The sequence below is a fragment of the Pseudoalteromonas sp. genome, from assembly GCF_036960685.1.
Taxonomy (GTDB): Bacteria; Pseudomonadota; Gammaproteobacteria; order Enterobacterales; family Alteromonadaceae; genus Pseudoalteromonas.
The window spans coordinates 95108-116305 of the sequence record NZ_JBALXK010000009.1 but is presented as its reverse complement, the minus strand read 5'-3'; the positions used below and the strand labels follow the sequence as shown (position 1 = coordinate 116305).

General features: G+C 41.4%; 18 protein-coding genes, 2 tRNA genes and 1 pseudogene. 13 read left to right on the top strand and 8 right to left on the bottom strand.

The window, feature by feature from the left end:
- Positions 1-130: 130 nt before the first annotated feature.
- Complete coding sequence (locus tag V7783_RS09810) at positions 131-1378, bottom strand: FAD-dependent oxidoreductase (protein ID WP_335678564.1); 1248 nt, start codon at positions 1376-1378, stop codon at positions 131-133.
- 176 nt (positions 1379-1554) lie between these two features.
- On the opposite strand from V7783_RS09810, the gene miaB reads away from it, so the two are divergent.
- Genes miaB through lnt form a run of 5 tightly spaced genes read left to right on the top strand, consistent with a single transcriptional unit; the run spans position 1555 to position 7041 of the window.
- Positions 1555-3000 carry a tRNA (N6-isopentenyl adenosine(37)-C2)-methylthiotransferase MiaB gene (miaB, locus tag V7783_RS09805; protein WP_335678563.1) on the top strand — a complete coding sequence of 482 codons (1446 nt, stop codon included), beginning with the start codon at positions 1555-1557 and terminating at the stop codon, positions 2998-3000.
- A 51-nt stretch (positions 3001-3051) separates the two neighbouring features.
- Positions 3052-4089 carry a PhoH family protein gene (locus V7783_RS09800; RefSeq protein WP_335678562.1) on the top strand — a complete coding sequence of 346 codons (1038 nt, stop codon included), beginning with the start codon at positions 3052-3054 and terminating at the stop codon, positions 4087-4089.
- Between the two features lie 28 nt (positions 4090-4117).
- A complete protein-coding gene (ybeY, locus tag V7783_RS09795; RefSeq protein WP_064668080.1) occupies positions 4118-4576 on the top strand; it encodes an rRNA maturation RNase YbeY in 459 nt (152 codons plus the stop codon).
- 22 nt (positions 4577-4598) lie between these two features.
- The gene (corC, locus tag V7783_RS09790; protein WP_335678561.1) at positions 4599-5480 is read left to right on the top strand and encodes a CNNM family magnesium/cobalt transport protein CorC; all 882 of its coding nucleotides are present in this window, start codon (positions 4599-4601) and stop codon (positions 5478-5480) included.
- The gene (gene lnt, locus V7783_RS09785; RefSeq protein ID WP_335678560.1) at positions 5461-7041 is read left to right on the top strand and encodes an apolipoprotein N-acyltransferase; all 1581 of its coding nucleotides are present in this window, start codon (positions 5461-5463) and stop codon (positions 7039-7041) included. Before corC ends, lnt begins: the two co-directional genes overlap by 20 nt.
- Before the next feature lie 151 nt (positions 7042-7192).
- Here lnt and V7783_RS21210 read toward each other — a convergent pair.
- Positions 7193-7417: pseudogene (locus V7783_RS21210) on the bottom strand (DUF6429 family protein).
- A gap of 200 nt (positions 7418-7617) precedes the next feature.
- On the opposite strand from V7783_RS21210, the gene V7783_RS09775 reads away from it, so the two are divergent.
- A complete protein-coding gene (locus V7783_RS09775; RefSeq protein WP_064668085.1) occupies positions 7618-7857 on the top strand; it encodes an RNA recognition motif domain-containing protein in 240 nt (79 codons plus the stop codon).
- A gap of 300 nt (positions 7858-8157) precedes the next feature.
- Positions 8158-9783 (top strand): M28 family metallopeptidase, encoded by a 1626-nt coding sequence (locus V7783_RS09770; RefSeq protein WP_335678559.1) that lies wholly within the window; start codon positions 8158-8160, stop codon positions 9781-9783.
- Between the two features lie 48 nt (positions 9784-9831).
- Here the strand turns inward: V7783_RS09770 and V7783_RS09765 are convergent, their stop codons facing one another.
- The 3 genes from V7783_RS09765 to V7783_RS09755 all read right to left on the bottom strand — a co-directional run bounded on the left by V7783_RS09765 (position 9832) and on the right by V7783_RS09755 (position 11980).
- A complete protein-coding gene (locus tag V7783_RS09765) occupies positions 9832-10776 on the bottom strand; it encodes a general glycosylation pathway protein (protein WP_335678558.1) in 945 nt (314 codons plus the stop codon).
- Positions 10777-10996: 220 nt separating this feature from the next.
- Complete coding sequence (locus tag V7783_RS09760) at positions 10997-11299, bottom strand: DUF6172 family protein (protein ID WP_064668088.1); 303 nt, start codon at positions 11297-11299, stop codon at positions 10997-10999.
- 159 nt (positions 11300-11458) lie between these two features.
- Positions 11459-11980, bottom strand: coding sequence for a VC2046/SO_2500 family protein (locus tag V7783_RS09755; RefSeq protein WP_335678557.1), 522 nt, complete (start codon positions 11978-11980; stop codon positions 11459-11461).
- 112 nt (positions 11981-12092) lie between these two features.
- On the opposite strand from V7783_RS09755, the gene V7783_RS09750 reads away from it, so the two are divergent.
- Together V7783_RS09750 and V7783_RS09745 are read left to right on the top strand one after the other, a co-directional pair.
- Positions 12093-12177: transfer RNA gene (locus V7783_RS09750), tRNA-Tyr, on the top strand.
- A gap of 48 nt (positions 12178-12225) precedes the next feature.
- A tRNA-Tyr gene (locus V7783_RS09745) sits at positions 12226-12310 on the top strand.
- Between the two features lie 74 nt (positions 12311-12384).
- On the opposite strand, the gene V7783_RS09740 is transcribed toward V7783_RS09745, so the two are convergent.
- Positions 12385-13086, bottom strand: coding sequence for a M48 family metallopeptidase (locus V7783_RS09740; RefSeq protein WP_335678556.1), 702 nt, complete (start codon positions 13084-13086; stop codon positions 12385-12387).
- A 115-nt stretch (positions 13087-13201) separates the two neighbouring features.
- On the opposite strand from V7783_RS09740, the gene V7783_RS09735 reads away from it, so the two are divergent.
- From V7783_RS09735 to V7783_RS09725, 3 genes are all read left to right on the top strand, one after another.
- A complete protein-coding gene (locus tag V7783_RS09735) occupies positions 13202-14182 on the top strand; it encodes an ion channel (protein WP_335678555.1) in 981 nt (326 codons plus the stop codon).
- A gap of 255 nt (positions 14183-14437) precedes the next feature.
- Complete coding sequence (locus V7783_RS09730; protein WP_335678554.1) at positions 14438-17785, top strand: PAS domain S-box protein; 3348 nt, start codon at positions 14438-14440, stop codon at positions 17783-17785.
- The gene (locus V7783_RS09725) at positions 17785-18774 is read left to right on the top strand and encodes a response regulator (protein WP_335678553.1); all 990 of its coding nucleotides are present in this window, start codon (positions 17785-17787) and stop codon (positions 18772-18774) included. Before V7783_RS09730 ends, V7783_RS09725 begins: the two co-directional genes overlap by 1 nt.
- 13 nt (positions 18775-18787) lie before the next feature.
- Here the strand turns inward: V7783_RS09725 and V7783_RS09720 are convergent, their stop codons facing one another.
- Positions 18788-19177, bottom strand: a complete 390-nt coding sequence (locus V7783_RS09720) for a VOC family protein (RefSeq protein WP_335678552.1) — start codon at positions 19175-19177, stop codon at positions 18788-18790.
- Entirely contained in the window at positions 19177-19842 is a 666-nt protein-coding gene (locus V7783_RS09715) for an HD domain-containing protein (RefSeq protein ID WP_404821537.1), read from the bottom strand. The genes V7783_RS09720 and V7783_RS09715 overlap by 1 nt, the downstream gene beginning before the upstream one ends.
- Before the next feature lie 138 nt (positions 19843-19980).
- Between V7783_RS09715 and V7783_RS09710 the strand changes: the two genes are divergently transcribed.
- On the top strand, positions 19981-21171 hold the full coding sequence (locus tag V7783_RS09710; protein WP_301561957.1) for a class I SAM-dependent methyltransferase: 1191 nt from the start codon (positions 19981-19983) through the stop codon (positions 21169-21171).
- The last annotated feature ends 27 nt before the right edge of the window (positions 21172-21198 follow it).

Sequence of the window (21198 nt, the reverse complement as noted above, 5' to 3'; positions counted from 1 at the left end):
TTTAATCTTTAATCTTTAATCTTTAATCTTTAATCTTTAATCTTTAATCTTTAATCTTTAATCTTTAATCTTTAATCTTTAATCAAATAGTATTTGAGTGAGCTTTCACCCACTCCAGTTATTTGTATAACTAACCAAGTTCACCACTAATCGCGTACTTTAAAACCCAGTTTTTTACCGGTCCGGTAGTATTCGCCATCTTTAAAAAACGACTGCGTGCCCACTGTAATGGCGTTACTTGATTAGAAAAGCCAAAATAACACGCATCCATCATACTCATCATTAATAGGTTAGCTTTACGGCGAGTGTGTTCATATTGCTTAAGGTGCTGTGCAGCACCGATATCGTCAACATTGCTGAGTTTATCGGCAAGCGCTACAACATCTTGAAAGCCTAAATTAACGCCCTGCCCTGCGAGCGGGTTAATAGTATGTGCGGCATCGCCTACAAGCACGATTCGCCCTTGTGAGTAACGGTTTGCATGCTGGCGTGCCAAAGGGAAAACGGCGTGCTCTATAACCTCAAAATCCCCCGCTAGTGGCGGGAAGTTATCCAATACTTGCTGTTTTATTTCTGTAGGGGTTAACTTTTTTAAGCTTTGTAATTTGCTGCCATCGTCATACCAAATTAAATTAGCGTATGGTGCCTGCATAGGTAAAAATGCAACGGGGCCGGTGGGCTTAAATTGCTGCCACGTTTTTACTTGTTGTGGAGCATCAAGTTTAATAAGCACGCCCATACAATGTTGGCCATACTGCCAACCTGTAACACCAATACCGGCTTTTTGGCGTAACATTGATTGCCCTCCATCGGCTGCAACGACTAAGTCAGCACAAAACTGTTGTTCTGCGTAATGTAATGTTACTTGTTGATCATCTTGTTCAATCGCGGATAACGGGTGGCTAATCTCAAGCACCTCAATGTCATGCGCTGCAAACTGCTGCCAGAGACTTGCTTGAATTAAGTTATTTTCAATTAAATGACCTAGATGAGTGGTATTTATATCAAGGCAATCAAACAATAAATTATCGCCCGTTCGTTCAAACGCTTCCAGTTGTCGGTAAGGCGCATGACGATGTGCGCGCAAAGTAGCCATAGCGCCGAGCTCGTCTAATAAATTTTCTGAAAAGCGATTAATTGCCGATACGCGAATATCAACTTTGTCACTAGCAAGAACGTCAGCGGCATTAATTACACGCTGTTCAATCACCCTTACTTGGCATCCTTGTTTTGCAAGCTGCACTGCGGTAGCTGCACCGACCATCCCACCGCCGACAACAATAACCTTATTTTTCATCATTTTTACATCACTAATTTGGCTATTTTCAGTGCGTTTGATTGTATCGTACTTCTGTTTATTAGTGCGAGTGAGTTTCATCTTAATCCGCTATAAAAGACGCTTTGTTTGACTTCAATTCACAAACATAAAAACTATACTTGGATCTAAGCGGGTATCCAGCTAAAATACGCGTCCTTTAAGTAAGCGAACGTGCCACTTATCCTGTTTAGCGCACAATCGTGCCACTACCGAATTGAAAACGAGGCTATATTTCAATGAGTAAAAAGCTGCATATTAAAACCTGGGGTTGTCAGATGAATGAATACGACTCTCAGAAAATGGCTGATCTTCTCGATGCAACCAACGGCTACCAGTTAACTGATGAAGCTGGGGATGCAGATGTAATCCTACTCAATACCTGTTCAATTCGCGAAAAAGCGCAGGAAAAAGTATTCCACCAACTAGGTCGTTGGAAGCTACTTAAAGATGATAAACCTGATCTAATCATTGGTGTTGGTGGGTGTGTAGCCTCACAAGAAGGTGATTCAATTCGCCAACGCGCACCTTTTGTAGACGTAATTTTTGGCCCGCAAACTCTGCACCGCTTACCTGAAATGATCAAACAAGTGCAAGGTAACAAAGGCAGCTCTGTGGTCGATATTTCTTTCCCTGAGATTGAAAAGTTTGACCGTTTACCAGAGCCAAAAGCCGATGGCCCGTCTGCATTCGTTTCAATCATGGAAGGCTGCTCTAAATACTGTACATTCTGCGTAGTGCCTTATACCCGTGGTGAAGAAGTAAGCCGCCCGCTTGATGATGTATTACTGGAAGTTGCACAACTTGCTGAACAAGGTGTACGCGAAGTAAACTTACTAGGTCAAAACGTAAATGCTTATCGCGGCGAAACCCATGATGGTGAAATTTGTTACTTCTCAGATTTAATTCGTTATGTAGCGGCTATTGATGGTATCGACCGTATTCGTTATACCACCTCGCACCCGGTAGAATTTACACCAGACATCATTGACGCATACGCTGACGTGCCGGAACTTGTTGATCATTTACATTTACCAGTCCAAAGTGGTTCGGACCGTATTCTTAACTTAATGAAACGTGGCCATACTGCGATTGAGTACAAGTCAACAATTCGTAAGTTACGTAAAATTCGTCCTAATTTAAGTATGTCATCAGACTTTATCATCGGCTTCCCTGGTGAAAGCACTGCTGACTTTGAAGCCACCATGAACCTTATCAATGATATTGGTTTTGATATGAGCTTTAGCTTTATCTACAGCGCACGCCCAGGTACACCTGCAGCAGACTTACCTGATGATGTGAGCGAACAAGAAAAGAAAGAGCGTTTATACCTGTTACAAAATCGTATTACCCAAATGGCGCAACAGATCAGTCGCCAAATGTTTGATACAGAGCAACGCATCCTAGTTGAAGGTCCATCGAAGAAGAATCCGATGGAATTACGCGGTCGTACTGAAAATAACCGTGTTGTTAACTTTATTGGCCCACACACTGTGATCGGTCAGTTTGTTGATGTACGTATCACTGAAGCACTACCAAACTCTTTACGTGGTGACTTAATTCGTACAGAATCAGAAATGAACTTACGCCGCGCAATTACACCAGCTGAGATTTTAAGTAAAGCAGCAAAGCCAGAGCCGCAAGTAATCCCTGATGAATTAGGTGTTGCGACTTTCGTTCCGTAGGCGAAATTTACTGTGCCAGCCTTGGCTGGCACATCAAAATAGGAAGCAATTTTGAGTAATCAATTAAAAAAATTAGAGATTTATTTAGAACCCTCCGACAATAAACGTCTTTCCTCTTTATGTGGTCCGTTTGACGAAAATATCAAACACATTGAACGCCGTTTAGGTGTTGAAATTACTCATCGCGATAACTACTTTAAAATCACCGGAAAAACCACCAGCGCATTTGCCGCGATGGAAATTCTCAAAGACTTATATGTCGAAACTCAGCCGGTCCGTGGTGTTATTACCGAAATTGAAGCAAATACCGTTCATTTAGCAATCAGTGAATCATCAGCATTAGAACAAGATGAACTGAACGAGTATGGCAAAGAAGTGATGATCAAAACCCGTCGTGGGGTTATCAAGCCACGCAACGATAACCAAGGTCATTATGTCTCGAATATCTTTCGCCACGACATCACCTTTGGGATTGGTCCTGCGGGCACAGGTAAAACTTACCTAGCTGTTGCCGCCGCTGTTGACGCTTTAGAACGCCAAGAAATTCGTCGTATTTTATTAACTCGTCCTGCGGTTGAAGCCGGTGAAAAGCTGGGTTTTTTACCGGGCGATTTAAGTCAAAAAATCGACCCATACTTGCGCCCATTATACGATGCATTGTTTGAAATGCTCGGCTTTGAAAAAGTCGAAAAATTAATGGAGCAAAATGTTATTGAAGTTGCGCCACTGGCCTTTATGCGTGGTCGTACACTTAACGACGCCTTTATTATTTTAGATGAAAGCCAAAATACCACGGTTGAGCAAATGAAAATGTTCTTAACTCGGATTGGCTTTAACTCAAAAGCGGTGATCACGGGCGATATAACGCAAGTTGATTTACCTCGTGGTGCGCGCTCAGGGCTTCGTCACGCGATTGAAGTGCTTAGTGATGTAGACGAAATAAGCTTTAACTTTTTTCAATCACAAGACGTGGTACGCCATCCTGTGGTAGCCCGTATTGTTGAAGCGTATGAGCGCAACGACGAAGCTGAGCGACAAAAACGCGCCGAAAAACAGCGCGCTAAAGACTTGCTCGCAAATCAAGAGTAAGCACAACCTGCTACTAAAGAGTAATACCGTGAACACTGAATTAGATTTACAAATAGCCTGTGAGTTTGACAACTTACCTAGCCTAGAACAATTTGCGCTGTGGGCTAACAAAGCGCTGAGTCAATATCGTGATGAGTCAGAGTTGAGTATCGTGATTGCTGACGAAGAGCAAAGCCAACAACTTAATAATGACTACCGTGGTAAAAATAAACCAACGAATGTATTGTCGTTTGAATTTGAAGCGCCAGCAGGAATAGAGCTGCCTTTGGTTGGCGATTTAGTGATATGCCCAGCCATTGTATTAGCTGAGTCAATAGAGCAAGAAAAGTCATTTCATGACCACTTTGCTCATATGGTGATCCACGGATGCTTGCATTTACTTGGATTTGACCATATAAAGGATGAAGATGCGAAAGAGATGGAAAGCATTGAAAAGCAATTGCTTGCCGAATTAGGCATAGCAGACCCATATCGGGACGATATTTAAATTTACGGAGCAAATAGACGCAATGAGCGACGATAACTCGCAGACTAGCCAGGGTTCTTCTGGCAAGACCTGGTTGGGTAGAATTACCCAAATGTTGCAAGGGGAACCCCAGAATAGAGAAGAGCTGGCTGAAGTAATTGCCGATGCGCAAGTTCGGGATGTCATAGATCCTGAAACCAAAGAGATGATCGAAGGTGTGCTCGGTGTGTCAGAGTTAAAAGTGCGAGACATTATGATCCCGCGCTCACAAATGATCACACTCGAAGTTGACGCACCGCTGGAAGAAGTCATTCCAATGATGGTCGATTCTACGCATTCACGGTTTCCAGTGGTATGTGAAGATAAAGACCACATAGAAGGCATTCTACTGGCAAAAGATCTATTACCACTTATTCTGAACAAAGATGAGCTACTGCCGTCATTACGCGATTACTTACGTCCTGCGGTTGTTGTACCAGAAAGTAAGCGTGTGGATACGCTGCTTAATGAGTTTCGCCAACAACGCTATCATATGGCGCTAGTTATTGACGAATACGGTGGCGTATCTGGTTTAGTAACAATAGAAGATATTCTTGAGCTCATCGTTGGTGAAATTGAAGATGAACACGACGAAGAAGATCAACTAGATATTCGTCAACTTGCAAAACACGTGTTTATTGTACAAGCACTGACACCGGTTGATGATTTTAACGAATATTTTAAAACAGGCTACAGCACACAAGACGCTGATACCATCGGCGGAACCGTGCTTCATGCCTTTGGGCACATGCCTAGTCGTGGTGAGCTTATTGAGATTGATGGCTTTCAATTTAAAGTAACTAATGCTGATAATCGTCGATTATTGCAATTACAAGTTACCGTGCCAAAGGCTGATGATAACGACAGTGAAGACAATACTGACTAACTGCCTGCATTTAGCTAAAGATAAAAAAGCATGGCTCGCACTGGTTGCGGGCCTTCTTTTAACTTTAAGCTATGCTCCTTTTGAGGTTTGGCCCCTCACATTTGCCTGCTTAGCGCTGGCAATCTACACAACTCACACGACTGAACCTGAATCTCAGTACGGTAAAAAAGCGAGTAAGCGCGCCGCTAAATACGGTTTCATTTTTGGCCTTGGCTGGTTTGGCGCTGGTATCAGCTGGGTGCATGTGTCCATTGCCACCTTCGGCGGCATGCCTTTAATCGCTTCAGTACTACTGATGGTGTTGTTATGCGCTTATCTAGCCATTTACCCTACTTTAGCCTTTATGTTTGCCACACGCTTTGCCAGTGGCCCTAATAGCTATGGTTTGTTATTACTTAGTGGCTTTGCTGTTACTGAGTATTTACGTGGCGTGGTAATGACAGGCTTCCCTTGGCTAAGCTTTGGTTATACTCAAACCGATAGCCCGCTTAACCTACTCGCCCCCGTGATTGGTGAATTTGGCTTAACCCTTGTTTGTATCGCTATTGGCTTTGCACTCTACCGCCTGCTGTTTACAAGGAACTTTAAAGCCACAGTAGCAACGGTGCTGAGCATCGCTTTACTATTGGCTATTACACACTATACGCGTAATAACAGCTACAGTGATAAAACCATTAGCACCTTACTGGTACAAGGCAATATCAAACAGCATCTGCGTTTTGACCCGAGTGAATTTTGGACCACGATGAGTAAGTACCAAGACATGACACGCCCGCATTGGGATGCAGACTTAATCGTTTGGCCAGAAGCCGCAGTTCCTGAAATAGAAGCCCTTGCAGATAGCTATTTAGCAGGCTTAGATAGCGCAGCCTCATTTAACAACACCGCCCTCATTACTGGTATTGTTGACTATCAACGCGACACTAAAGCAATTTTCAACACCTTGATTGTACTTGGTAATAAAGAACGCGATGACGAACATGGCCATTATCAATACCTAGGTAAAAATCGTTACCAAAAGCACCAATTGCTGCCTATTGGTGAATTTGTGCCGTTTGAAGATATATTGCGCCCTATCGCTCCCTTATTTGATTTGCCCATGTCATCATTTTCTCGTGGTGACCAAGTACAAAATAACTTACATGCTAATGGCTTAAATATCTTACCGGCCATTTGCTACGAAATTGCGTTTGCGGATTTAGTGCGTGGTAATTACCACAATGATTCAGATATTTTATTTACCGTAAGTAACGATGCCTGGTTTGGTGCCTCCCACGGCCCTCACCAACATATGCAAATAGCCCGAATGCGTGCCCTTGAATTACAACGCCCACTAATTCGAATCACCAACAACGGTATTAGCGGCGTGTACGATCCAATTAGTCAAACTCAAATCAGCATGCCACAATTTGAAGCCGATACCTTAAAAGTCAACGTCAAGCTCATTCAAGGTGACAGCGTGTATAGCCAATATGGTAATTTGCCAGTGTGGATAGTAGTGGTGTTAATGGGAGTTGTGGGGATGATTGCAAGGCTCAAGGTTAAAGATGAAAGGAACTAGGGGTTTCATCGAGCAATTTCTTATAAATATACCCTACTATAAAATGCGCGGGGTAAACCCGAGCCTACGCGGACTTACCATTTGTAGCAGCGATTTTACATCGCGACAGCCTATATATTAGACTCTACAGCATGCTGTGCAGGTAAAATTGCTATTTCGTAAATAAATTCTCAAACAATAGCTCGGCTTGTTTTAGGCCTTCTTCCGTCAGTCCAACTGACTTAGCTTTGCCGATGGGGTTGTCGATTAAGCCTTTGTCGTGTAATCGATTGGTAATATTCTAATCAATTTGTTTCCATGCACGGCAATGGTCGTGCAAGGTTAAATACATCAGTGCTAATGCAGCGTCGTCTATTTTATCTGTGTCTATTTGCATGTGCTTATCCATAACGTATTAAAAATTTAAATTTTGTCATCATTTAAAAGATAACAGTTTTTACAATAGTACTTAAAAAATAATTACGGTGCTCATATCTGCCTTTGTTATGCTTTATTTCACTGGTTTGTAATTAATCATTAGGTCATACCAAGATTACTTGAGACAATTACCGCAGTCATTTTTAAATAGAGTTCATCATGAAACTATTAGTCAGAAATTTAGCTCGTACAACTAGCGAACATGATATTCGCACATTATTTAGCGCTCACGGTAAAGTTACTAATTGTAATTTAGTATTAGACAAAGAAACGGGCCAATCAAAAGGCTTTGCGTTTGTTGAAATGCCCGATGAGGCTGAAGCAAAAACTGCAATCACCGCATTAAATCAAACCAGCGTTGATAAAAGTAAGATACGCGTAAAGTTAGCAGACGCTTAATTCTGATAGCTTGATTACGCTTACGCTTGTAAAAACCAGCTTTTCAGCTGGTTTTTTTGTATCTTATACCAATCGTGTTAAGTTATTAGCCATTTATAGCGACAGATAAATAGAGTGATAACAAGGCATAAATTTCGACATGTAGTTGTTCTACTTGAGAAATTTATAACGCAGTTAGCGCTTTATTTAGCACGCTAGAATGGTTAAATATTTAAGCCGATTGGTATTATTCAGCTCTACTCTTAGTTTTTAATAAGTGGTAGGGTATCAGTCTGATAGTAAATAATTGAAAGATATCAAATGACAACAACACTTTCCAAGGTATTAACGGCAACGGCATTGCTCACCTTATTTGGCTGCTCTGAGCCTGCGCCAGAAAATAACAGCCAACAAACCGATAGCCAACCCGCGGTGGATCTTAAAAACGTCCATCAACTGATTGAAACTTTAGCGTCTGATGAGTTTTTAGGTCGAGGCCCTTTAACTGAGGGGGAAACTTTAACCATTAATTACCTTGCCGATGAATATAACAAGCTGGGTTTAACTGGCGCTTACAAAGGCAAATTTTTACAGCCTGTGACTATGGCAAAGCTGACTCCAGATCAAAACATGACATTAAAAGTTGGCGATTTAAGCTTTAATGCAGGAAGTGATTTTACCGCCCGCACCCAGCAAATTAATGAAACAATTAATGTCAGCGACTCAGACGTGGTATTTGTCGGTTATGGTATTAACGCCCCTGAATACCATTGGAACGATTTTGCAGATATCGATGTAACAGGTAAAACTATCGTCGTGCTTGTCAATGATCCTGGTTTTGCAACCCAAGACGAAAGCCTATTTACCGGTAATGCCATGACCTACTATGGCCGCTGGACTTATAAATACGAAGAAGGCGCGCGCCAAGGTGCAAAAGCCGTATTAATAGTCCATGAAACAGCTCCTGCCGCTTACCCGTGGGGCGTAGTTGAAAGCTCGAATACGGGCAGTAAATATACGCTTATAGATGATGAAAAAAATGCCTCGGATGTTCCTGTGATGGGCTGGATAGATGAGCAAGCGGCAAATGACATTTTTGCTCAAGCAGGGCTTGATTATCAAACAGAAAAGGCCAAAGCGCTAAGCCCAGATTTTAAAGCAACACCATTAAACGCTAAAGCTGACCTGACACTTAACTCTGAGATATCACAAGCGCAATCTCATAACGTGGTAGCGCAACTAACAGGTAGCGAGCGCCCTGACGAATATATTGTGATTGGCGCGCATTGGGATCATTTTGGCACTAAGCAAACGGATGACGGTGTAAAGATATATAACGGTGCAGTTGATAACGCCTCTGGCAGTGCTGCCACCGTTGAGATTGCGCGAATTCTTAGTAAAATCCATGAACAAACCCCATTTAAACGCTCAATCATATTTGCTAACTTCACCGCAGAAGAAACAGGCTTAATAGGCTCACAACAATTTGCCACCGGTGAGATTGTGCCAACCAAGCAAATGGTCGCATTACTCAACATAGATGGTATGAACGTTTTAGACGGCGTTGATTACATTCTACAGTACGGCAAAGGGATGTCGGAAATGGAAAACTACCTTGCTGATGCGGCCAAAGCACAAGGACGCCATGTTAAGATGGATCCACGTCCGCAAAACGGCCTATTTTTCCGCTCGGATCATTTCTCATTAGCAAAACAAGGTGTACCAAGTTTATTGTTTATGAGCTTAGGTGATACTGATCCTGACTATATAGCCCATAAATACCATAAAGAAGCTGATGACTATTCACCACAGTGGTCACTAGGCGGGGTTAAACAAGACATTGAGCTGATCGTTGATATAGCTTCAAAACTGGCAAATAACGGTAATTGGCCTGCATGGCAAGCTGATTCAGACTTTAAGAAGAAACGCCAACAAGAACGTCCATAAACACCTCATAAAATAATGGCTTGAATTTTCAAGCCATTATTTTATCACTTAGACATTTTTTCTATGCCGTTGAGTACTCAACAACAAAGTCTCCGCTTTAGCACCTAAATACACATAAATCGCCAACGCAATTAATAATCCCACAACTGCCAGCATCATATAAATAGCCGGTAATAAATACTGAGATTGGCCAAGCGCTGCTTTAAACATAGTCAGTAAAGCTTCAATAGACACGGCAATCAAGATAGTCGAAATAAACCGCGTTATAGTTCTACGTGTTGAGCTGTGCCTAAAGATGTCTTTATGCATCAAAATTTCTTCTTCAAGAATGGTCTTACCCAAGTCGAAAATAGCCAGTGCTAAAGTTATAAAAATAATGATACTAAAAGGCTCAAGCGGATCTTCGGCTAACGAGGTTTTAAATAACAAACTGTAAATGTCGCCAAACACCCGATAAAGTAAAAATAACACCAAGCAAAATAAGCAGCTAACAATAATGCCATAGCCTGCTTTGAAAAATGGCGTCATAGTTGCGCGGGTGCAATCGCCCATAATAAACTCAATTAATTGGGTCAAGCATACATCAATCACTAAGTAAGCTTGCTCACCATGGGAATCGTTGAGTGCTTTGACAGCCGATATACATAAATGATTAGTGGCAATCGAAATATATGGCGCAGTAAAACGAGTCTGAGATTGCTTTTGAATATCTTGAAAATAAGGCCGTTCACTTAAATCTTGTGCATCACCACGATTATTTAAGGTTTTCATATATTGGCGTTTAAAACAGACATTATTACCTAGCTGCACACCGTTTCTATCTAAACAGTATTGCAGTTCCAAAAATGGATATTGATTTACTAAATGCCGGTTGTCTTGTTGCTTTTTAATGCCATCAGCAAGGCTTGCTAAAATTGAATCGAGTAATTCATGGATCACGGGTTGGTATTCTTGGTAACGCTCAACGCTACTGATGTAACTCATTCTGGCCATAATTGAATCTCCTCACTACATTGTTAGGATCCAAAGCAATTACAGAACCAAGTTTATTTTTAATTAAAAATCAATGAATTAAAGTTATTTACAGAAGATGATTGTTGTTCTCGCACCGAGACAGTGCGTTAATTGGCTACTTTGGATAGGATTTCAAACAATAACTGCAGGCACAAAAAAACGGGCTAAGCAGCCCGTTTTTTCATCAAATCAATTACTTTTACACTTCATCATCAAAGTCTTGCACTTGACGTTGTGCAGGTCGAGCAATGATTTCAACATAGAAAGACTCTAAGCCTTGCTTTTCAATCTCGCTAATTGAATTAGTGATTTCAGCTACATGCACAACTTGCGCATCTTCAGCTGTGTTACCAAATTTACAATCAAATGCCCAGTAATCAGCATCTATTGGCAATGTTTTGTTACGCTCTCTTTTCAAATACTTTTTTACTTCATGCTTTGCAGCATCTACCATGCGAGGGTATTTGATTTTCTCATGATTCAGCGTGAATGTTTTCTTCATTACGTTCCTAATTACCTTGATTTAATGATGATGGCATAAATACCAAATAAATTGGCAACACCATTTGCAGCCATTATAGCAATTGCATTTAGTTTTTGGATGCTTTTTTTACAGTAAAGCAAATAAAGTCGTCTTGCCGATAACATTGTTAGCCTAACATTACGCTCGTGCAAGGTGCAAGGGTTGATGAAGGTCAGCATTATTCAAACTATCGTAGAATGCAGCGGCATCCATTTGCGGATGATCTAATTGAGTTTCTTTATTTAAATGGCGCTTACGCACGACCGGTTCACAATTATCGATCACTATCAGTGGAATATGCGTTTTGTCATCACGGATCACTAATGGCTCTGGTGTAAGGCATGCACGCAAACGAATGTCAGCCATACCCCCTTGCTGTAAACGTTGTGCATTATATTGCCCAATCAGCATATCAAACTGCGCAGGCGCGAGTGCTTGTTCAGGGCCTGCGCCTAACTGTTCACGTAATTGCGTTTCATTTTGGCTCGCCCCATGAGCATCAAATGGCGTTTTAGGTAAATGAAACTGACTAAAATCGAGCGCATCATGAGAAAGCATTGCTAATAACAATGCAAACTCACCACGGCGTGATTCACTCACACTTTTAGCAAGACGATTGTTTAGTTGACTCTCTGTGATTAACAAATCATCGATTTGCATAGACTTTAGCCGATTAAAGTAGGTAATGGATATTTATCGGCTTTATTTGATATTTCTTTAGCTTTTTTCTTTACTTAAATACTCACTTTGCTATTATCAGCGCCGTTGCATTGGAGGGGTTCCCGAGCGGCCAAAGGGATCAGACTGTAAATCTGACGGCTCAGCCTTCGCTGGTTCGAATCCAGCTCCCTCCACCACTTTTCTATCGCTCAGTTAAGTGGGGCCAAATGTAACAAAATTAGTGTGGAGGGGTTCCCGAGCGGCCAAAGGGATCAGACTGTAAATCTGACGGCTCAGCCTTCGCTGGTTCGAATCCAGCTCCCTCCACCACTTTTCTTTCTAGCTTTACTCTCGCTAACTTTACTCTCGCTAACTTTACTCTCGCTAGCTTTACTCTCGCTAACTCATTCAAACACCCAAGACAAACTTGCACCCTGCTCCTTTAGCCATTTTGTTGCTTGCTTATACTCAGGATAAAACTCACTGACTCGCTGCCAAAAAGCCATACTATGATTTAAATATTTCAAGTGGGCAAGTTCATGCACAATGACATAATCGATAATAGTCGTTGGTGCGCTGGCGAGTAATAAATTAAAAGTCAGCTCTCGGCGTCGATTACAACTACCCCAACGACGTTTATAAGTATGGATACGAATACTGCTCGGTAACGCTTCTGCCATTTTTATACAATAATGATGCACGCGCATTTCTATATAACTTTCGAGTTGCTCATGCAAAAACTCTTCAAGTAAACTTTGATACATAGCGTGTTGGTGTTTAACCCGCCCAGATAAGTTTAACTGCAGCGTCGGCTGGGGCTGATTTTTAACCACCCGCCATTCACAGCGTGAGTTAGTTCCATAGAGTAGCGCCATTGGCTGTGCAAAAACGAGAATACTATTATCTTTTAAAGGATATTGCCGAGTATCGAGTAACTGACTTTGCTTCTGAATTTGTGTCGTTATCCAATCACTTTTACTCAGTAACCAGCTTTCAAGTTCCTGTTTAGCAACCCCTACTGGCGCATAAACGGTAACGCTTTGTTGCTGTACTTTGATTGCCACTGTTTTGCGGCGGCGACTACGTTTCAATGTATATTCAAACAAACCTAACTCTTGCAACTGGCCAGCAGTTATTTAACTAAATGATAGGTGGCTATCTTACCCTGCAAAATAACTGCTAATCTATAACTAAGTAGAATTAAATAAAGCGACGTCACAGATGCCAGATAAGCCTTGTTGTAGTTATACCTCTCCTGATGGCCACAATTGCCAAGAAACAGACATGGGCTCGGGCTTTTGTTTTTGGCATGACGAAAAATTTGATAAGTCAGGGTTAGATCTAACCCAAAAGCTAGAACGCTATGCAAAAAAAGGGGGATTATTACAAGGATTACAATTACAACGAGCTAACCTCACGGGACTTAATTTAATAAAACAAGATGACGAGGAAGGATTTGATTTATCCTACAGTAATTTTTATCGTGCAACGTTAACCCATGCTCACCTATTTAATAATAAAATAACCCACGGCTCACTGATGAAAGCCACCTTACACAATGCAAGCCTGCATTATTGTAACCTACAAGACACCAACCTTTTGGGTATAAAGCTCAACAATACACGCATTGACAACATTAACTTAGGCACTGAGCTATTACAGGAACAACAAGCCAAAACAGCACTAAAGAAAAAAGATACAACCGCAGCACTTGACCTATTTGAACAATCCGAAGAAATATTTCGTAATTTACGCAAAGCATCCGAACAGCAAGGTCTGTTTGAGCTGGCGGGTCATTTTACTTATAAAGAACTCAGAATGCGACACGCCCAGTATCCGCGGGGCTCAAAAAAACGATTAGCATCTAGCTGTATTGATATGCTGTGTGGCTACGGCGAAAAGCCTGAAAACGTGATCCGCTTTAGCCTGTCATTAATCATTTGTTGTGCGCTGTGCTATTTTGTTTTTGGAGTGCTGGATGCAGGGCGGCTAATGCAGCTCAATACCGGTGCATCATTAAGCGATAATTTATCCGCGCTATTGAATAGCTTTTATTTTAGCGTGGTTACATTCACAACTTTAGGATATGGGGATATTACGCCGGTTGGCTTTTCCCGCTTTATTGCCGCCATCGAAGCGTTTTGCGGCAGTTTCTCTCTTGCGCTATTCGTGGTGGTGTTTGTAAAACGGATGACGCGATAATTATTTCATACTTTAAGTGCATAAATTAATAAATAGTTGCGGATAAATACCGACTATAATACTGGTTATAAATAGTGCTATCATTGCTTTTAACAAAACTTAGTAACTTGATTTTACATAGCTTTTAATTTTGTAAATTTTTGTAGCAATGCATGTAAATGGACGGTAAGCATCTGGCACAAGAATTAATTATTTGTATCAACCACAATTTCAGAACTATTAACTGCGACTGAAATTATAATGTATTGAGCCATTATGCTGTCTGTTTTTTTTATTACGGATCAAGATCCTAGTCTTATTATCAATGGTGTGTACGACCCATTTTTAGTAACAATGTCGGTTTTAACGGCTATTTTTGCCGCTTACTTTGCCGCTTATTTGATCGACATTGCAAAGGAAACACGTTTTAAAGGTTATCAAAAACTTGCCAACTCCACGGCATCCTTGGTACTCGCTGGCGGTATTTGGAGTATGCACTTTATTGGCATGCTCGCATTCTCACTTTGTACAAATATTAGTTATGATCCAGAACTGACGTTGTTCTCGTTTATCCCCGCTTTTTTAGCCTGCTTAACGGCCGGATCGCTACTCGTTAAAAGTAACAGCACAATTATGAGTTTAGTCGTCCCTTCTATTTTACTTGGCGCAGGCATTGGCACCATGCATTACAGCGGTATGGCCGCAATGCAACTAAGTCCTTTACTACGTTATGATCCTCTCATGTTTGGCCTATCAATTATCGTTGCAGTGCTACTGGCGTTTGTTTCTTTATATTCGCGGTTTAATATTGCTAAGCACTTTCCATCTTTCACTGCTGTGCAAACGCGGTTGATTAGCGCCACTATTTTAGGCTTTGCTGTTGCGGGCATGCATTATATGGGCATGGCCGCCACCCGGTTTGTCGCAACCTCACCATTAATTGGTGATGACAGTGATAGTTCAGAACTCACATTTGTTGCCATTAGTGTGGTGTTTGCCACCATTATTTTAACCGCGATTGTTGCGATTATTAACGGCATGGTGCGTTATCGCATGTTGCTTGAAGAGAAAACCGGTAGTGAATCAAGACTAGCCGCAATTTTATCAACCGCAATAGATGGCATAGTAACAGTTGATCATCACGGACAAATTCTCAGTATAAATAATGCGGCTAAATTAATTTTTGGTTGGCAAGAATCTGAGCTAAAAGGTAAAAATGTTAAAATGTTAATGGCTGCTGAGGTTGCTAAACAACACGATACCAATGTAACAGAAGCAAACACTCTTGATATCTCAGCAATCATTGGCGTGAACCGTGATATTTTAGCAAAGCACAAAGATGGCCATTTATTTCCTATTCGCTTAGGGATTGGTGAAGCAACCCAGCCAGGCCAAGATTCTATATTTGTTGGCTTTATTACCGACTTGACCGAGCAACGTAAATTACAAAAGAACCTTGTCGAGAAAGAACAACAATATCGCTCGCTGATGGACAATATGCCTGGGGTCGTGTTTCGCTGCGAACTGAATCAAAATTGGAGTATGATTTTTATCAGCCCCAGCATCAATGAAGTGACCGGTTACCTGCCGTCTGAATTTATTAATAAACACATAGAATTTGGTAACTTAATTTTCAACGATGATATACCGCGGATCAACCAATCAATTGAAGAGGCCATTGCTAGCAAATCGCAATATTCAATTGAGTACAGATTACGCCACCGTAATGGCAAATTGATATGGGTGCTTGAAAAAGGCAGTTTTGAATTTGATCAGCAAGGTCAAGCCATCTGGATAGATGGTGTCATTGTTGATATTAGTGAACGCCGTGAATACGAGGATAAGTTAAAGCTTGCCAAAGTAGCCGCTGAAGATGCAGCCCAAGCTAAGCAATCATTTATGGCTAATATGAGTCATGAAATTCGCACACCAATGAATTCGATCATTGGTTTTAGTGACTTATTGATGGATACCCCACTTGATCAAGCCCAACAAAAACACTTAATAACCGTTAACAATGCAGCACGCTCGCTGCTACGCCTTTTAAATGAAATTCTGGATTCAGCAAAACTGGAAAAAGGTAAGCTGACAATTGAGCCAGTGCATTTTAATCTACAACCGGTGCTCGATAGCATTATTTCAACATTTTGGTTAGAGGCGAAAAAGAAAGATCTTGAGTTAACCCTAACGATTAAAGATTCAGTACAGCAGGCTTATTACGGCGACCCAGATCGTCTTCGCCAAGTGTTAACTAACCTAATTGGTAATGCGGTTAAGTTTACTGCACAAGGCTCCGTGAATGTTAGCGTTAGTACAACACAGAACAATCAGTTATTTTTTGAAGTGCAAGATACCGGTATTGGTATCGCCAAAGATCGTCTTCAAGCGGTATTTCAACCTTTTGAACAAGCTGATGGCACAACAACACGACGCTTTGGCGGAACAGGCCTTGGTACTACCATCTGCAAACAGTTAGTTGAATTAATGGGTGGCATGATCAACGTAGTCAGCGAAGAAAATAAAGGCAGCTGTTTTTACTTTTCATTACCGCTGGAGCCTGGCGATGAAACTCTGGTCAATTATTTTGATGGATTGCACACACAGCTACCACCGCTGCGTATTTTAGTTGTTGATGATATTGAGCAAAATGTCGAGTTATTACAATTATTACTCGCTCGAGATCATCACACAATCAGCACCGCGAGTAATGGCTTTGAAGCCCTAGATACGTTTGAAAAACACGATTTTGACGTTATTTTAATGGATATACATATGCCTCACTGCGATGGCATTACTGCAACCCAAAAAATACGCGAAATAGAACAACAGCGGCAATTAAAGAACACACCAATCATCGCCCTAACCGCCAGTGTTTTACAACAAGATAAATTAACTGCGAAAAAAGCTGGTATGAATGGCTTTGCTAATAAACCCGTTGATATTAATCAACTCAACCAAGAAATATCGCAAGTGCTTGGTTTTGGGCTTAAAAAAGAAATACTAATTGAACAAAGTGATCCTAAAGCAAAACACATTGATTTCAAAAAAGGTGCTCGGCTTTGGGGCAGTAAATGTAAGCAGCTAACGCAAATACAACGTTTTGTTGATGAGCAAAAAATACTCTGTGATGCCCTCTTTAGCGGCGGAATTAATGCATTAGATGATCCACACAGCAGTCTACATACGTTAAAAGGGCTAGCAGGTAATTTAGGTTTGCCCACTATGATGAAATTATTCTCTGAACTTGAAAAAGCGCCATCAGCGCAGCAGCAAACTGAAATTATTGCACAACTGCAGACAGAGCTGAGCAGCGTAAACGTATTACTGCGCGAAAACACTTTAGCCTGTAAACCCGCTACACTTGCAGATAACGAACAAGTAACGCAGGCGATTTCACTAGCGGAATTTAAAACACTGTGCGAGCAGTTATATCAACATGCTGAAAATGCGGAATTAAATGATGAGCTATTAACAAAAATTAAAACCTATGCGCCGCTCAATTACCAAAGCGATATTGACAGCATCATTGAGTTTTTTGACCAGTTTGATTTTGACAGCGCTCAAACTAACTTAGAGTCGTTAATTTCGTTACTTAACCAAACAGTAAAGATGGAGGCAAATTGATGGATTTTAATACTGAACGTCCGCGTGTTTTAATTGTTGATGATGAGCCCGCAAACCTTAAAGTAATGCGTGAAGTATTGGGTAATCAATATCGCCTATCTTTTGCCAAATCAGGAGATGCTGCACTTGCGTTAGTTGAAAAAGAGCTACCAAAGCTTATTCTGCTCGATATCATGATGCCGAACATGAGTGGGTTTGAAGTATGCCTGCGCTTAAAAGAGAACCCGCAAACACAACATATTCCGATTATTTTTGTCACTGCTCTTGCCGATGAAAGTGATGAATTTAAAGGTTTTGAGATTGGCGCTGTAGATTACATTACTAAGCCTATCAGCCCTGCTATCGTGCGTGCTAGAGTTAAAACCCACTTATCCTTGGTGCAAGCTGAACAATTAAAACAAGCCCATGTAGATTTAGTCCATCGCTTAGGCTGCGCCGCCGAATACAAAGATACCGATACCGGTGAGCATATTGTTCGCATGAGTAAATACAGTAAAATTTTAGCACTGGCTTATGGCATGAATGAACAACATGCTGAGCTACTCAGACAAGCTGCCCCGATGCACGACATAGGTAAAATCGGCATCCCTGATGCAATACTACTCAAACCGGGTAAATTAACAAGCGACGAGTTTGAGTATATGAAAGAGCATGCGCAAATTGGCGCAAAAATATTAGCCAATTCACCATCGCCATTATTGCAACTGGCACACCTACTTGCCATGGAGCATCATGAAAAATGGGATGGTTCTGGTTATCCAAAGGGTCTAAAAGGCGAGCAAATTTCTATTGAAGGGCGAATTGTTGCGATTGCCGATGTATTTGATGCACTGACCTCTAAACGCCCGTATAAACAAGCTTGGAGCATTGATGAAGCGCTTTCGCATATGCGAGGGCAAGCTGGCAAACACTTTGATCCACAGCTCATTGCGTTATTTGAAGGCCAGCTAGGTGCGATTTTAGAAGTGTACTCACACTATCAAAATTAACCCTGTATAGGTGTTATATATTCGCAGTTATGTAAACATGGTCATGGGAGGTAATTTCATGGCTATTGCCACTTAAATCTTGAAAATAAACCGAATATGTCAGCTGATGATCTGCAAGCACAGTTTTAATATTTAGCTCATGGAAATGCTTGAGCCAAGCGATAAACTGCTCTCCAGATGCACCAAACGCAATACCTTTACTTTTGCCTTCGGCCTCAAATAGCGCTAAACGGACAGTCGCACCAGTATCTTCTAAGGTTAAAGGCCCTTTCCCTTCATCCCAAACAGCCAGCTCAGGCACAATATGAAAACCTAATACCGTTTTGTACCACGTGACCGCTTGCTCAAGATTTGCCACATTTAAATGGCAATGATCGACACCAGATAAATAAGGGAGTGCCATTAGCCTATCTCCGATTTAAGTTGTTCAATAAACACCTGCATATACTCAGTACGACGTGCGGCTTCTGCTTTTGCTGAGGGTGTATTCATACTTTTTGCAATATGTAATAGCTTGATGAAGAAGTGATCCAATGTATACAAAGTATCATCAGCTGTTCGGTGCTGGCAAAATGGATCTTCTGGATGATACAAATTGCGCCCGATTGAGCCCCCTACTTTCATACAACGGCTAACGCCAATCGCCCCTAATGCATCCATTCGGTCGGCATCTTGGACAATTTGCGCTTCAACACTTTCAATCGCGATATTAGCACTAAAACTGTGTGCAGCAATGGCGTGATAAATAGCACTGAAGTATTGCGGGTCATAATTAATCGTGGTTAAAAAAGCAATAGCCTTATCTGCTGCCATCGTCGATGCTTTAGCTCGATCAGGGTGATTTTTTGCAACAGCAACGCAATCATGTAACCATGCCGCTGGTAAAACAATGTTCATATCCGCCTGCTCAGCAACACATAACTGCTTCGCGACTCTCACTACGCGTTCTATATGAGTTATATCGTGGGCGACATCAGCACTTACTAACGACATAATGAAGGCACGACAATGATTTTCTAGCTGTTGTAACGGCTCAGATAATGCTAAAACGGGCAAACGTTGTTCCATAAATTCTGTAATTTCAAATTAATGCATTGAATTACCATTACTTTACCGCGGTTATAGGGGGTTGTGCAAAACATTCATTGTATGTTCGAGCCTGCTTCACTAAAATACGCTCTTAATTTATCCGTAATGAGAAGCCTAATGTCATCTGTCGTATACCTAGAAGCTGGTCGTGAAAAATCACTAAAAAGAAAACACCCTTGGTTGTTTTCAAAAGCCATCAAAAAAATAAAAGGTAAACCGAGTTTAGGTGACACAGTAACCATTCACGATAACAATGGTAAATATTTAGCCACGGCGGCTTACAGCCCGCACTCACAAATTCGTGCCCGTGTTTGGAGCTTTGATGAAACAGAAGTCATCGACCAAGCTTTTTTTGAGCGTCGTTTACGTCGCGCATTAGCTGCACGCGAGCAAGTAATTGCTGAGGGTGGCTTAACCGGGTTTCGTTTATGTGCCGCCGAGTCTGACTTTTTACCAGGCGTGACCATTGATAAATTTGACAACTTTTTAGTGTGTCAGTTATTAAGTGCCGGTGCAGAGCGCCATAAAGGTGAAATAGTGGGTGCTTTAATTGATATTTTCCCAGGCTGTAATGTCTATGAACGCTCTGATGTCGATGTGCGCAGCAAAGAAGGTTTAGAGCCAACCATGGGCGTGTTATGGGGTAATAAACCCGAGCAACCCGTATTAATTGAAGAAAACGGCTTTAAAATTGAAGTCGATATTCTTGAAGGTCATAAAACGGGGTTCTATCTTGATCAACGTGATAGCCGTGCTGCATTGGAGCGTTTTGTAAAAGATAAAAAAGTACTTAACTGCTTTAGTTACACGGGTACATTTTCATTATATGCACTGCGCGGCGGCTGCGAACATGTAACTAACGTTGATGTATCACAACCTGCACTTGATACCGCTAAGCGCAATGTTGAGCACAACGAGTTAGATTTAAACCGTGTTGATTTTGTTAAACAGGATGTGTTTAAGCTATTGCGCCAATATCGCGAAGACGGTGTGTTATTTGATACTATCGTGATGGACCCACCAAAATTTGCCGATAACAAAGCACAGCTAACAGGCGCATGTCGTGGTTATAAAGATATCAATATGATTGCCATGCAAATTCTAAAACCTGGTGGCACCTTGCTAACGTTCTCATGTTCGGGGTTAATGGATCAAAACTTATTTCAAAAAGTAGTTGCTGATGCAGCGCTTGATGCAGGCAAAGATTTATTGATCATGGAACGCTTAAATCAAGCGGCTGATCACCCTATCGCAGGTAGCTACCCTGAAGGTTTTTATTTAAAAGGCCTGATCTGTAAAGTGTACTAAACTGACTGCAATGAATTAACCTAAGTT